This is a genomic window from Shewanella sp. 10N.286.45.A1, from assembly GCF_041470405.1.
Taxonomy (GTDB): domain Bacteria; phylum Pseudomonadota; class Gammaproteobacteria; order Enterobacterales; family Shewanellaceae; genus Shewanella.
This window is the reverse complement of record NZ_JBFRMK010000426.1, coordinates 1-710: the sequence shown is the minus strand read 5'-3', so window position 1 is coordinate 710 and position 710 is coordinate 1. Positions and strand designations below refer to the sequence as shown.

The 710-nt window shown below is 43.5% G+C and carries 1 protein-coding gene; it reads left to right on the top strand.

Annotated elements, in window-relative coordinates:
• The first annotated feature begins 177 nt into the window (after nt 1-177).
• Nucleotides 178-609, top strand: coding sequence for a nucleoside-diphosphate kinase (ndk, locus tag AB4238_RS22175; protein WP_020911854.1), 432 nt, complete (start codon nt 178-180; stop codon nt 607-609).
• Nucleotides 610-710: the final 101 nt, after the last annotated feature.

Genomic DNA, 710 nt, shown 5'->3' with positions numbered 1-710 from the left:
AGTTTAGAAGCCATATTTAGGCCACATTCAGCATTGAACTGTGATCTAATTGGCTTTGCTGTATTGCTAAAACCGACTAATCTCTATTTGATAGCACTATAAGGGTAGGCAATTAAGCATTAATTTCGTATAATCCGCGCGAAATTAAAACCCGTTTATCTAAGAAGGAAGCTTTTCATGGCTATCGAACGTACTTTTTCTATCATTAAGCCTGATGCTGTTGCAAAAAACCACATTGGCGCTATCTACAACCGTTTTGAAACTGCTGGCCTGAAAATCATCGCTTCTAAAATGGTTCACCTGAGCCAAGAGCAAGCTGAAGGCTTCTATGCTGAACACAGCGAACGTCCTTTCTTTGGTGCACTAGTTGCATTTATGACTTCTGGTCCTATCATGGTTCAGACGCTTGAAGGCGAGAACGCTGTTCTAGCACACCGTGAAATTCTAGGTGCTACTAACCCAGCTGAAGCTGCGGAAGGTACTATCCGTGCAGATTTCGCTGAAAGCATCGATGAGAACGCTGCACACGGTTCTGATTCTGTTGCATCTGCTGAGCGTGAAGTTGCATACTTCTTCAGCACAGAAGAGCTTTGCCCACGTACTCGTTAATACGAGGTGTTGCTAAGTTTGACCAAAGGGGCCTTATGGCTCCTTTTTTATGGATGCTACTTATACCAACTCCATTGAAGATTTGCTCATTCAGCGGCAGT